Genomic DNA, 12,193 nt, shown 5'->3' on the forward strand with positions numbered 1-12,193 from the left:
AGGGCCTGGTCGGCCCGGTAACCCCCCGACACTCCGCCTCCCGGGTAGACGTTCCCCGGGAGGCGCCGCCTTTCCCAGCCGAGTCGGCTCGCGGCTTCGCAGGCTCGCGGCTTTCCCAGGTGAGTCAGCTCGCGGCGTCGCGCTCGGCCTGGCCGCGGCACACGCAGAACTCGTTGCCCTCGGGGTCGAGCAGGGTGACCCAGCCCGAGCCGTCGGGGTTGCGGTGGTCCTCGTACTGCTTGGCACCGAGGCCGACGAGCCGCTCGACCTCCTGGTCGCGGGTGCCGCCCGCCTGTGCCGTCACGTCGAAGTGGACGCGGTTCTTGGCCTGCCTGCCCTCTGGCACCCGGATGAACAGCAGGTTGGGCTCGCTCGGGGCCATGAGCATGACCTCGTCGTCATCCTTCTCGGTCGCCTCGTGGAAGGGCCACCCGGTGGCCTGGTGCCACCACTCCGCGAGCTCGTACGGCTGGGCGCAGTCAACGGTCACAGTGTGAATGCCAATCATCCGCAAAGCCAACCGCAACACCGGCAAAACCGTCAAGCCGGTTTCCTAGTGTTCGGCGGTCGGGTCTCCCCCGGTCAGCACACGCGCCAGGCTCACCGCCGACACGATGGCCCATACGCCTTCGAGGAGCAGGAAGCCCCAGTTACGGTCGTCCAGCGCCACCCAGGTCAGCACGGCGGAACCGGCGAGGTTCAGCGCTAGGTAGAGCTTGGATTCGGAGTTCAGGACCTTCAACTGCGCGAGCAGGAAGGCGGACAGGATGGTGATCGCGCCGGCGATCTGAATGATCTGAGTCATGGTGTGCGCGCGTCGTCTTCGCTGGGCCGGGTACGACGCACTACTCGTCCGGGAGATCCCCGTACGGGGCCTCTGCCACCGAAGCTAGCAAATCTCACTTCTCCCATTCGCGCTTGGTGAGTCATCTCACCATCTCCGTTGAGCCCGTACGCCAGTGGCCGGCTTTCTTGTACGAGCCCTGAAACACTTCTGGATATCCGGACATGTGTGGAGACGAACGGCCCTCCTTTGAAGGCTTCAAGGAACGCTCCCCATGGGAAGGACGGCGCGTGGGACCTCCAGACCCCCGGCAGCGCTTCGAGGAGATCTACATGGCCCACTACGCGGACCTCCTCGCCTACCTCCGGCGGCGCACGGACTCGCCCGACGACGCGGCGGACGCGATCTCCGAGACCTTCACGACGGCCTGGCGCCGCGTCGGCGACATCCCAGAGGGGGAGCAGGCCCGGCTCTGGCTGTACGGCGTGGCACGGAACGTCCTCGCCAACCAGCGCCGCGGCGACTCGCGGCGGACCGCCCTCGCCGTGCGGCTCCGCGCCGAGCTGGCGGCCTGGGACGAGTCCACCCCGCGCCAGGACACCGGTGCGATCCGGGAGGCGTTCCAGCGGCTCAGCGCCGACGACCGGGAGTTGCTGTCCCTGGTGAGCTGGGAGGGCCTGGACACGGCGCAGATCGCGACCGTTCTGGGCTGCTCACGCGGAGCCGTCCGCCTGCGCCTGCACCGCGCCCGGAAACGCCTCGCCAGGGAACTGCACACCGCCGACCTCGACCTCGCCCGCTACGGCCCGCGCGCCGTCGCACTGCTGAAGGGGCAACCGTGAACACCGACATGGATCGCCTGGTCGCCACGATCGCCCCGGATCCCGGTCCCGGCATGACTCCGGGCGCACGCGACCTGTTTCAGGAGATCACCGTCGCCACGGCGGACGAGCCCGTCGCCGTGCCGGTGACCCCGTTCGCCGCCGTTTCCCTTCGCCGGTACCTGGCTGTGGCCGCCGTGGCGGTGCTCACCGTCGCGGTCCCTATGGTGTGGGGTGGCGGGTCGGCCGCCTACGCGGTCGCGAGGAATCCCGACGGTACGGTGACGGTGACGATCCACGAACTGCAGCATCCTGAAGGGTTGCAGGCCGAGCTGATCGCCCAGGGAATCCCCGCCGACGTCACGTACTCCCCACCGGACGAACAGTGCGCACCGGGCCGTTTCACCAGCGTGGACTACGCGTACGGCTCACCCGATCCCCGCATGACGACCAGAAGGGAACGCGTCGAGTTCGAGCGACCGGAGCACTGGCGGTCCCGCGACGCCACCCAACCGATCTCCATGAGCGCGTTCAAGATCTCCCCGCGCTTCATCCGGCCCGGGGAGACCTTGGTGATGGAGTTCAGGCTGGGGGGCAACGGTTCCAATTTCCGCTGGTCCCTCGGAAGCTGGCTGGCCACTGCGGGGAGTGAGATAGCCCCCTGCACGCTGGTGAAACTCCGCTCCGGGGAGAAGGGCGTGCGGTAACCCGCTCAGCTCACGACCGATTCGGCTCACGCTGGCCTCTTGGCGTGTGAAGGCTCTCGCCTGACCCCTTACCGCGCTCAACGCTGCCCGCATTTGATCACAGATGGTCCCTGTTTCAGCACTCTTAGTGATATCGCTCATTAACGATTGGATTCGCCGTGCTTACTCGTGTCCCCTTGTCGCGCACTGCCCAGCCAGCGCGGATACGAGGAGCGTTCGGCGCTCATCGGGTGTTCGCGGTGGTCGTGGCCCTTGCGGCGGGGCTGCGGGTGGTCACGATGCTGGGGTACCGGCCGGCGCAGCTCTACTGGTACGACTCGTTCACCTATCTCGATGTGGCGTCGCACTTGCGGCCGTCCCTCGATTTCCATCCGAGCGGATATCCCTTGCTGCTGTGGCTGCTGCGGCCGTTCCACAGCGTCGCCGTGGTGGTGGGGGTTCAGCACGCCATGGGCCTGGCCGTCGGGGTGATGATCTACGCGGTGCTCCGCCGCCGGTCGCTATCCGCGTGGGGCGCGTCGCTGGCGGCGGTGCCGTTCCTGTTCGACGCGTCGTTCCTGCGACTGGAGACCGGCGTCCTGTCCGACACCATGTTCATCTTCCTCATCGTGGCCGCGCTGACGGTCCTGCTGTGGTCGCCCCGCCCCTCGGTCGCGGCCTGCGCCGCCGCCGGAGCCCTGCTCGCGCTCGCCACGCTCACCCGTACGATCGCGCTTCCGTTGCTCGTGCTCGCGCTGCTCCACCTGGCCGTACAGCGCGTGGGCCCGCGCCGGCTGGCGGCCGTCGCCGTCGCGGCGGCCCTGCCGCTCGTCGCGTACGCCGGCTGGAATGCCCAGGTCAACGGGAAGTTCGCGCTGACCGGCGGGGAAGGGGTCGTGCTGTGGGCGCGGACCATGACGTTCGCCGACTGCGCCGTGATCAGGCCGCCGCGCGCTGAGGCCGGCCTCTGCCCGAACGGGGCGCACCAGGACGCGGCGTCGGAGTACGTCTGGGACGCGGACGCCTCCCTCAACCGGCTGCCCGGCGGCCGTGACCGCAACAACGACCTGGCCCGCTCCTTCGCGCTGCGCGCCATCCTGGCCCAGCCGCTCGACTACCTGGCCGACGTGGCCCGCGACACCGCGCTGACCTTCGCCTGGACGCCCGTACGGCACCCCGAGCGGACGACGCCCGCGTTCGGCTTCGCCCGGGGACAGTGGGGGCTGCCGGACTACCCCCTCGTCCAGAAGGTGCGCGAGGAGTACGACCCGAGCGTGCGGGGGCTGCGGTCCGTGGACCCGTACGCGGGCTTCCTCATGGCCTACCAGTACCCGGCGTACCTGCGCGGCCCGGTGATCGCGGCCATCCTGCTGCTGGGTGGGCTCGGCGCGCTGGTCGGGCCGCGCTCGGCGCTGCTGCCCTGGGGTGTGGCGATGGTCCTGCTCGTGGGCCCGGTGACCGTGCTCGACTTCGACCACCGGTACGTCCTTCCGGTGATCCCCGTGGCCTGCCTGGCGGGCGCTCTGGGAGTGGCGGATCTGGCCGCCGCCGTACGCCGATTCCGGAGCCGATCCGGCGCGTAGCCGGGGCCTTACGCGGTGGCTATTTAGTGGTGAATGCCACGTTCGCCCCGGTTGTTAGGGGTTACTCGCGGGTAGCATAAGAGGTAGGTTACTGACGAGTACGGTTCTGAAGCCACCCGCCTGGTTCAAGGAGACCCGCAGCCATGGGCCATTACAAGAGCAACGTCCGCGACCTGGAGTTCAACCTCTTCGAGGTGTTCGGCCGCCGCGAGATCCTGGGAACCGGGCGTTTCGCCGAGTTGGACGAGGACACCGTGCGAAGCGTCCTTGACGAGATGAACCGTCTCGCGACGGGCGTGCTCGCCGACTCCTTCGAAGAGGGCGACCGCACCCCGCCGGTCTTCGACCCCGCCACCAACACGGTGACGATGCCGCCCAAGTTCAGGAAGTCCTTCGAGACCTTCAGGGACGCGGGCTGGACCAACCTCGACCTTCCCGAGGAGCTCGGCGGCCCCGGCCTGCCGCGCAGCGTGACCTGGGCGATGGCCGAGATGATCCTTGGTTCCAACCCCGCCATCTGGATGTACTCGAGCGGCCCCGCCTTCTCGCACGTGCTGCATGTGATCGGCACCGAGGAGCAGAAGCGGTTCGCCCAGCTCGCCATCGAGCAGCAGTGGGGCGCCACGATGGTCCTCACCGAGCCCGACGCCGGTTCGGACGTGGGCGCCGGCCGCACGAAGGCGATCGAGCAGCCCGACGGCACCTGGCACATCGAGGGCGTCAAGCGCTTCATCACCAGCGCCGAGCACGACATGGCCGGCAACATCTTCCACCTGGTGCTCGCCCGCCCCGAAGGCGCCGGTCCCGGCACCAAGGGCCTGTCGATGTTCCTCGTGCCGAAGTACCAGGTGGACCTCGAAACCGGCGAGACCGGCGAGCGCAACGGCGTCTACGTGACCAACGTCGAGCACAAGATGGGCCTCAAGGCCTCCACGACCTGCGAGCTGACCTTCGGCGAGAAGCACCCCGCCGTGGGCACGCTCATCGGCGGAGTACACGAGGGCATCAAGCAGATGTTCATGATCATCGAGCACGCCCGCATGATGGTCGGCACCAAGGCGATCGCCACCCTGTCCACCGGCTACCTCAACGCGCTGGCGTACGCCAAGGAGCGCAAGCAGGGCGCCGACCTGACCCAGATGGCCGACAAGTCCGCACCGCGCGTGACCATCACCCACCACCCGGACGTACGCCGCGAGCTCATGCTCCAGAAGTCGTACGCCGAGGGCATGCGCGCGCTGGTCCTCTACACGGCGACCTTCCAGGACACGGTGCAGATCGCCGAGTTCGACGGCGCCAGGGACACGGCCGCCGAGGCGATGAACGACCTGCTGCTCCCGCTGGTCAAGGGCGTCGGCTCCGAGCGGTCGTATGAGATGCTGGCCCGCTCCCTGCAGACGCTGGGCGGCTCAGGCTACCTCCAGGACTATCCGATCGAGCAGTACATCAGGGACGCCAAGATCGACTCGCTCTACGAGGGCACCACGGCGATCCAGGGCCAGGACCTGTTCTTCCGCAAGGTCCTGCGCAACCAGGGCGCCGCGCTCGGTTCCCTGCTCGCCGAGGTCAAGGCCTTCGCCGCCTCCGAGGCCGGCAACGGCAGGCTCAAGGAGGAGCGCAAGCTGCTCGACGAGGCCGCCGACGAGATCAAGGCGATGGCCGACACCATGGCCGGATGGGCGATCGGGTCCCTGGAGAACCCGAAGGAGGTCTACAAGGTCGGCCTCAACACCACCAGGTTCCTGCTCGGCCTCGGCGACCTCGTGATCAGCTGGCTGCTGCTCCGCCAGGCCGAGGTGGCGCTCAAGGCCCTCGGCGGGTCCGACCACGACAAGGCGTTCTACACGGGCAAGGTGGCCGCGGCCTCCTTCTTCGCCTCGACCGTCCTGCCGCGCCTCGCCGCCGAGCGCCGCACCCTGACCACGACCGACCAGACCCTGATGGACCTCCCCGAGGACGCGTTCTGACGCCCCACGGGTAGCGATCACGTTCGACGAAAGGGGAGGGAGGCCGGTCGGCTCCCTCCCCTTTCACGGACGGCGTCCTGCCGCGTACGGGCGGACGATCGCCGACTGGAACCCGCTCAGCGCCCTGACCACGGCGAACCGTGTGCTCTTCGGCAACCCGGGCGCCCCCGGGCCGGACGCCGCGTGGCCGCTCCGGCATTCCGTCGCGGTCGCGTTCGGCTGGTCGATCGCACTGATCGCCGTCTTCCTGCCCCTGGCGGTACGCCGCTACCGCGCGCTGGCCCGATAAATCGGTAGTGTGAGCGCTCGCGGCTGGGTATTACCCTGCCGCGAGCCGCTCTTTACCTGAACATCGAGCCCGGAGGTCTGCATGGGGGTAGGGGTCAGCATCTTCTTCCTGACCATCGGGGCGATTCTGAAGTTCGCGATCGCACCCGACGTGCTCGGCGACAGCGTCCACATCGACGTCATCGGTGTGATCTTCATGATCGTCGGTGCCGTGGGACTGCTGCTCAGCTTCTTCCTGATGTCCCGGCGTGGCCAGACCTCCGACAACGAGCTCCAGCACCGCGAGAACCCTCCAAGCGTCTGAGCCGATCGCTCAGATCTCGTACTGCACCGAGGCCCGGTTGGCGAGGATCGGCCTGATGGCGTCGGCGATCAGGGCACGGTGCACCGGGTGGTCGCGGTAGACGAGGTAGTCCTCCACCGAGTCGAAATCGGCCACTACGGCGAACTCGTAGTTGCCGGGGTTGATGCCCACATCGCTGCCGATGTCGTAGCGGCGGATCTCGGGGATCACCCCCGGTAGCTCCCTGAGGCCGGCCTCCATGGAGGCCTTCTGCTCCTCCGTGGCCCCCGCGACCCAGGTGAACAGCACAACGTGCCGGAACATGATCTCTCCTTAACTCGCCCGAGCCGCCAGCGTACGCCCCCACCCCCGTACCCGTCGTCCGGGTGGTTCACGGCTCGGCGTCGATCTGTAGCCCGCTCCAACAAGCCACCTCAGCTCATTACAGGCCGGCAACTTCGGCGTATCTCCGCGCGCTGGGCACCCGCGCCACCCGCGCAGCCGGTGACCCCGACAGGTGAAACTCAGAAAGGCTCAGGCGAGGTCGAACTCCCCCTGTTTGACGCCGCCGACGAAAGCCTTCCACTCGTCAGGGGTGAACAGGGTGACCCCTGCCTGAGGCCGCTTGGAGTTCCGCACCGCCACAGCCCCACCATCCAAGATCGCCACCTCAACGCAGTTGTTGTTGGTACCACTAAGGGTGCTCTTGCGCCAGACAACGTGAGATAGACCAGGTTGACTCATCATGTCCCTCCTCGCGTGCATCGCCTACAGATTGTTGACCACTTGCTCGATGAGCGCCAGGGAGTCGGGCACTGAGAGCGCGGACGCACGAAGATGATCAAACACGACGTTATATTGACGTACCTCTTCGTCTTCCTCCATATAGAGCCCACTTGTGAGGTTTTCCACCAACACAACATCCAAATCGGAAATTTCGGAGAACTCCAAAATCGTGAACGCTCCGTCGACAGCCGAGTATGCGCCGCCCCCGAAGGGCAACACCTGAACTGTCACGTTCTCCAGACGGGCCGCTTCCACCAGCGCGTGTAGTTGAGCGCGCATCGTCTCCCGCCCACCAAAGTGGCGATGCAAAGCCGCTTCGTCCACGATCGCCCACAAGTGAAGTGGGCTGGCGCCGTACAAGACCTGCTGGCGCTTGATGCGTACATCGACGAGTTGTTCGATGTCCTGCCTTCCGCAGGAAGCGGGAAGGGCGTCCATGATGGCCCTGGCGTAGTCAGCCGTCTGGAGCAGGCCGGGAATCAGGATGATCTCGAAGTTCCGTACCGCCGCAGCATCGGCCTCCAGGCTGATGAAGTCGAGGTAGGCCCATGACAGCACGTCGCCGTACCCTCGCCACCAGCCTCGTTTGTGCGAGTCCCGCGCGAGATCGACCAGAGTTTCCCTGATCCGCTCATCTACTACGCCATATACGTCCAAGATTACGCGGATATCGCGACTGGGTATCCTCACCCGACCGTTCTCGATCTTGCTAAGTGAAGAGACGCTCCGTTCCATCAAGGCGCCAGCCTCTTCGAGCGTTAGGCTCCTTTCTTCACGAAATCGCCGCAATGTCCTACCAAGGCGACGCGAGCGAACTGTCGGAATAGATGCGTTCGCCATCACACACCCACCTTTCAGAGCATGCCACCGGCTCAGTTTGGCGCAGAGACGCACCCACCGTTAACGGTTTCAGGTCAGCAGAAATTTTTCTGCTGAATGGGTTGCGCCCTCCGAACGAGCACTCCATCCTGATGTCGACACACACGGACAGTGGCCAATAGAGCACAGAAAGTGCGCACCGAGGGGCCGTCCCGGTGCATCGGCGTTCTCTGGAGCGGGAGTGGCATCAGATGGGGCTAGCGAACGGAATGGAAGTCAACTACCTGGAAGCTCTGGCGATGCGGTTGGGCAGGGAGGGCTGGTACGCGCGGCTCCGAACGCCGCCTGATGGGCGGCCGAGCCTTCACGTGATCAATCCGGAGATGCCGGCGCTGGAGGACCAGGTCAACGTCCAGTGCCACGAGGAGCAGGCGTGGTTCTGCTTCAGCTGGGCTGACCGCATCGCACCGGTTCACGATCTCGACAGCGTGGCCGCCCGGATCACGGGCGTCCTCGCCGTGCGTCACGGCTGAGGGCGGACGCGTTGTCCGAGGCCATCGACACGGCAGGCTCACGCGCGAGAAACACCGCGCCGATCGATCCGGAGAAGTCACCCGGTCGGGTGATCGCCGGACGGTGCTCCTGGCGGCTGGACGACCGCGAGATGCCGGTACGAGCCGCCCGCAAGCTCACCGCCGAGATGCTCAGATCCTGGACAGTAGGAGGCGAGGCGGAGGACGCGGCGTTGCTGATCGTTTCGGAACTGGTGAGCAACGCCCTCCGGTACGCGTCACCTCCCATCGAACTGGCGCTCACGCTCATCCCCGGCGGGGCACCGGGATCCCGGGAAGTGCTGATCGAGGTCATGGACGCCGACCCCCGGCTGCCCGCGAAGAGGAGTCCCGGCGAGTCCGGTGGCTTCGGACTGCCTCTCGTGGAATCGCTGGCCAAGATCAGCTTCACTACATGCGGCTCGGGCAAAACCGTACGCGCCCTGCTCATCACCTGGGATGGATGAGGGCCTCCGTGCGGATCACGCTCATCGCGACCCCGGCCAGGCTCCTGAATCGCTCGGGTCGCGCGGGGCCGGCCGGTACATCGGGATGGTCATGGTGGCCGCCTCGGGCCTCGCGGTGCCGTCGGTCTGGGCGGCGACCAGGGCGGCATATCGGCCGGGGTAGGAGAGGAGCTGCTCGTGGCTGCCGCATTCGACGACGTGACCACCGTCGACGACCAGGATGAGGTCGGCGTCGCGGATGGTGCTCAGCCGGTGGGCGATGACGATCCTGGTCTGCGTGAGCTGGGCGAGGTGGCTCTCGATCGCCGCCTCGCTCTCGCTGTCGAGGTTGCTGGTGGCCTCGTCCAGCAGCAGGATCTTGGGCCGGGAGAGCAGGGCGCGAGCGAGTGCCAGCCGTTGCTTCTGGCCGCCCGACAGGCCGACACCTTCGGTGAGCATGGTCTCGTACCCCATCGGCATCTGCCTGATCTCGTCGTCCAGGCGCGCGATCCGCGCCGCCTCGACCACGCGGGCGAAGGGGGCCTCAGGGTCGTTGAGTGCGATGTTCTCCCTGATGGTGCCGGTGAAGAGCGACGGGTCCTGGGTGACCACGCCGAACTGCCGCCGCAGGGTACGGAGGTTCAGCTCGCTCACCGGCACCCCGTCGTACCGGATCTCGCCCGTGGTGGGCGTGTGCAGGGCCAGCAGCAACCGGGCGAGGGTGCTCTTGCCTGACCCGGACGGACCGACCAGGGCCACCTTCTGGCCAGGCAGGATCCTCAGTGAGATGTCCTGGAGCGTCCACGGTGACCTCGGGTCGTATCGGAAGCCGACGTTCCGCAGCTCGACGGCGCCGCGCAGGCGCAGGACCTCGATGCCGTCGGACGGTTCCGGGTCGGAGGTGAGGATGTCGGAGAGCCGGTCGAAGTGGGCGCCGGCCTGCTGGAGGCTCTGCAGGCTGGACATCAGCGACGAAAGCGGCGTGAGCGCGGCGATGGCGATGGCGTTGAGTGCGAGCAGCGAGCCCAGGGTCAGTTCGCCGTCGAGGACCCGCCAGGCTCCGACCCACAGCAGGCCGAGCGGGGCGAGTACGCGGATGGCGCCGAGCGCCGCTTCCAACAGACCCTGGGTGATCCCGCCGCGTATGTCCGCGTTGAGCTGGGTGGTGAAGTTCTTGGACCACTGTTCCATCGCCTGCCGCTCGGCCCCGGACGCCTTCAGGGTCTCGATGCCGCTGATGGCCTGGATCAGGTGGCTCTGCGTAGCGGAGTACGCGATCAGCTCCTGCTGGGCGAGGTGGTTGACCCGGCGGGTGGTCGCCAGCAGGAGGACGATCTGCAGGAGGGCGATACCGACGAGGCACACCCCGAACAGCGGATCGCGGGCGAAGACCACGATCAGGTAGATGACGGCGAGAGGGCCGTCGAGAAGCGCCGACAGGATCTGGCCGGTGAGCATTTCCCTGAGCACGGCGACACTGCTCGCCCTGGTGACCAGGTCTCCGGTCCCCCGTAACGCGAAGTAGCGGTACGGGAGGGCGATCAGATGGGAGACCACGCCGCGGGTCAGCTCGGCGTCGGCACTCGCCCTGACCGACACCAGCAGGACCGACCGCAGCGCGCCGACCACGAACTGCGTCGCCGTGGCGAGCAGCAGCCCCGCGCCGATCAGGGTGAGGAACGTGTCTGCGCCAAGGGGCAGCACCCGGTCCACCAGGACCTCGGAGAAGAGCGGCAGCGCCAGCCCGAGCACCTGGAGGAGCAGCGAGGCGAACAGGACCTGTGCCAGCAGGCCGCGTCTGCGCATGAGGAGGGTCTTCAGGAACTCGCGCCGCCAGGTGCTCGCCGCGCTGGAACGTCCCCGGCGGAACGTCGGGCCAGGCTCGAAGGCCAGCAGTACGCCGGTGAACCCCTCGTTGAACTCCTCGGCCGTGAGCCTGCGCCGCCCGCGTGCGGGATCGACGATGTCCACGCGGTCGGGTGCCCAGTGCTCGACGACCACGAAGTGGTTGAACTGCCAGTGGACGACGGCGGGCATGGGGATGCGGTCGAGGTCATCGGGTTCCAGCGAGAAGGCCTTGGCGTTGAGCCCTGACTCACGGGCACCCGCCACGATGGCGAGCGCGGTGAGCCCGTCCCTGCCCACCTGGAGCCGGTCGGTGAGCTCGTGGAGCGAGAGGCGGTGCCCGTGGAACGACAGCACCATGGCCAGGCTCGCCGCTCCGCATTCGGAGATCGCGTTCTGCAGGATGACCGGCACACGCTTCCTCATGACCCGTCCCCGCCCATGGTCCGCCGCCTCTTCACGCCTCGTCCCTTCGCACCCGGCGGACACGCGCCGGTCACGTGCGTCCTTTCCACTGCTCGTCTCCCGACCCCGGTCACGTGCCGTCTCCGAACAGGAGGGAGCCGGCCGTTACGGTTCCGGTCTCGATCACGGCCTCGCCGGTCCCGCGTACGACGCCTCGGGGCTCCTCGCCGGCGATCCGGCAGGACAGCTCGACAAGGCGGGCGGGCCCGCTCGCGGAGCCGAAGCGCTTCCTGAGCTGCTCGACCTCGATCACCAGCCCGCCCGCGTTCACGACCGGGCAGGTCAGCGGCCTCGCCACGCGCGCCAGCCGTACGGTGGCCTCGTCGCCCACCTTCGGCACAGCCCGGCCGCTCAGTACCTGGGCCGTCACGAGCAGGTGCGGCGTCGGGTCGGCCGAGTACTTCGTGACCGTCACCGGGACGGTCGTGAGGTCCGGCACCCGGATCAGCGCCAGCCCCGCCACCGCGGCGCCAAGGAGCGCGATCAGCGCCCAGAGCGCCACGAACCACACTCTCCGGATGACCAGAGGCCTGCTCGTCCGCGTCGAAGGGTCGCTGTACCGGCGGAGCGCCTCCTCGCGGTAGATCTTGTTGTTCGGCGTGCTCCTCTTCGCAGCATCGTCCGTCACGACCGCTGCCATGCGAACGCCCTCGCCGGCGGGTGCGGTGAGCGCCCCCGTCCCGCCGTCCGGATGCGTGAGACCGAAGTCACTCATCGTCCTCTCCTCGGGCAGGCTTTCGCGGGCGTGCTCACCGGGCGCCTCGGTGAACATCGCAAACGCTAGAAGCGCCGAACTTGCGAGCCACTCCAACCGCCGCTCAAGCCTGTGCCCGGTGGACGCGCCGAACGACCTGTGCCGGACATCACGA

Annotated in this window: 15 protein-coding genes and 1 riboswitch; of the genes, 8 read left to right on the plus strand and 7 right to left on the minus strand. The window is 67.6% G+C overall.

The window, feature by feature from the left end:
• Positions 1-124 precede the first annotated feature (124 nt).
• Complete coding sequence (locus tag AB0O34_RS07270; protein ID WP_363913612.1) at positions 125-490, minus strand: VOC family protein; 366 nt, start codon at positions 488-490, stop codon at positions 125-127.
• A gap of 63 nt (positions 491-553) precedes the next feature.
• Complete coding sequence (locus tag AB0O34_RS07275; RefSeq protein WP_363913614.1) at positions 554-805, minus strand: hypothetical protein; 252 nt, start codon at positions 803-805, stop codon at positions 554-556.
• A 6-nt stretch (positions 806-811) separates the two neighbouring features.
• Positions 812-880, minus strand: a riboswitch (guanidine-III (ykkC-III) riboswitch).
• Positions 881-1,074: 194 nt separating this feature from the next.
• Between AB0O34_RS07275 and AB0O34_RS07280 the strand changes: the two genes are divergently transcribed.
• From AB0O34_RS07280 to AB0O34_RS07305, 6 genes are all read left to right on the plus strand, one after another.
• Positions 1,075-1,626, plus strand: a complete 552-nt coding sequence (locus tag AB0O34_RS07280; protein ID WP_363913616.1) for an RNA polymerase sigma factor — start codon at positions 1,075-1,077, stop codon at positions 1,624-1,626.
• A complete protein-coding gene (locus tag AB0O34_RS07285) occupies positions 1,623-2,312 on the plus strand; it encodes a hypothetical protein (RefSeq protein WP_363913618.1) in 690 nt (229 codons plus the stop codon). Before AB0O34_RS07280 ends, AB0O34_RS07285 begins: the two co-directional genes overlap by 4 nt.
• Before the next feature lie 239 nt (positions 2,313-2,551).
• Complete coding sequence (locus AB0O34_RS07290; protein WP_363913620.1) at positions 2,552-3,874, plus strand: hypothetical protein; 1,323 nt, start codon at positions 2,552-2,554, stop codon at positions 3,872-3,874.
• A 143-nt stretch (positions 3,875-4,017) separates the two neighbouring features.
• Entirely contained in the window at positions 4,018-5,841 is a 1,824-nt protein-coding gene (locus AB0O34_RS07295; RefSeq protein WP_363913622.1) for an acyl-CoA dehydrogenase, read from the plus strand.
• 142 nt (positions 5,842-5,983) lie between these two features.
• Positions 5,984-6,130, plus strand: a complete 147-nt coding sequence (locus AB0O34_RS07300; RefSeq protein WP_363913624.1) for a hypothetical protein — start codon at positions 5,984-5,986, stop codon at positions 6,128-6,130.
• Between the two features lie 81 nt (positions 6,131-6,211).
• Positions 6,212-6,433, plus strand: a complete 222-nt coding sequence (locus AB0O34_RS07305) for a hypothetical protein (RefSeq protein WP_363913626.1) — start codon at positions 6,212-6,214, stop codon at positions 6,431-6,433.
• A 9-nt stretch (positions 6,434-6,442) separates the two neighbouring features.
• Here AB0O34_RS07305 and AB0O34_RS07310 read toward each other — a convergent pair whose 3' ends face one another.
• From AB0O34_RS07310 to AB0O34_RS07320, 3 genes are all read right to left on the minus strand, one after another.
• Positions 6,443-6,736, minus strand: coding sequence for a Dabb family protein (locus AB0O34_RS07310; protein WP_363913627.1), 294 nt, complete (start codon positions 6,734-6,736; stop codon positions 6,443-6,445).
• Between the two features lie 210 nt (positions 6,737-6,946).
• Positions 6,947-7,177, minus strand: a complete 231-nt coding sequence (locus AB0O34_RS07315; RefSeq protein WP_363913629.1) for a DUF397 domain-containing protein — start codon at positions 7,175-7,177, stop codon at positions 6,947-6,949.
• A gap of 3 nt (positions 7,178-7,180) precedes the next feature.
• Positions 7,181-8,038 carry a helix-turn-helix transcriptional regulator gene (locus AB0O34_RS07320; protein ID WP_363913751.1) on the minus strand — a complete coding sequence of 286 codons (858 nt, stop codon included), beginning with the start codon at positions 8,036-8,038 and terminating at the stop codon, positions 7,181-7,183.
• A gap of 230 nt (positions 8,039-8,268) precedes the next feature.
• Between AB0O34_RS07320 and AB0O34_RS07325 the strand changes: the two genes are divergently transcribed.
• Positions 8,269-8,550, plus strand: coding sequence for a hypothetical protein (locus AB0O34_RS07325; RefSeq protein ID WP_363913631.1), 282 nt, complete (start codon positions 8,269-8,271; stop codon positions 8,548-8,550).
• A gap of 11 nt (positions 8,551-8,561) precedes the next feature.
• Complete coding sequence (locus AB0O34_RS07330; RefSeq protein WP_363913632.1) at positions 8,562-9,035, plus strand: ATP-binding protein; 474 nt, start codon at positions 8,562-8,564, stop codon at positions 9,033-9,035.
• A 21-nt stretch (positions 9,036-9,056) separates the two neighbouring features.
• Here AB0O34_RS07330 and AB0O34_RS07335 read toward each other — a convergent pair whose 3' ends face one another.
• Both AB0O34_RS07335 and AB0O34_RS07340 read right to left on the minus strand, forming a co-directional pair.
• A complete protein-coding gene (locus AB0O34_RS07335) occupies positions 9,057-11,285 on the minus strand; it encodes a peptidase domain-containing ABC transporter (RefSeq protein WP_363913634.1) in 2,229 nt (742 codons plus the stop codon).
• A gap of 109 nt (positions 11,286-11,394) precedes the next feature.
• Positions 11,395-12,039: a hypothetical protein gene (locus AB0O34_RS07340; RefSeq protein WP_363913636.1), complete on the minus strand. Its 645-nt coding sequence runs from the start codon at positions 12,037-12,039 to the stop codon at positions 11,395-11,397.
• Positions 12,040-12,193: the final 154 nt, after the last annotated feature.

Source organism: Sphaerisporangium sp. NPDC088356, from assembly GCF_040685555.1.
GTDB lineage: Bacteria > Actinomycetota > Actinomycetes > Streptosporangiales > Streptosporangiaceae > Sphaerisporangium.